Annotated in this window: 1 protein-coding gene; it reads right to left on the reverse strand. The window is 69.6% G+C overall.

Annotation, left to right across the window (positions count from 1 at the left end; all coding sequences use genetic code 11):
* Nucleotides 1-230: Ig-like domain-containing protein (locus B1A78_RS22945; RefSeq protein ID WP_179102146.1), on the reverse strand; the 230-nt coding region annotated here is incomplete at both ends.

The following is a 230-nucleotide window of genomic DNA, read 5'->3' on the forward strand; positions in this document are numbered from 1 at the left end:
GTGACGCTGTAGCTGCCGTCGGGCTGGACGGTGCCCGAGCCGAGGACGGTCTCGCCATCGGGCGCATAGACGGTAATCGTCGCGCCGGGTTCGCCCGTGCCGGTGACGATGGTGCCAGTCGCATCGTCGACGTCTGCGGTCGGCGCATCGGGCGCCGTCAGATCGGGTGCGATGGCGGGCGTCGGGTCGGACTCGTTGCCGGCTTCATCGGTCTGCGTGACCACGAGTTC

The sequence above is a fragment of the Sphingopyxis sp. KK2 genome (genome assembly GCF_001990265.1).
In the GTDB taxonomy this organism is placed as follows: domain Bacteria; phylum Pseudomonadota; class Alphaproteobacteria; order Sphingomonadales; family Sphingomonadaceae; genus Sphingopyxis.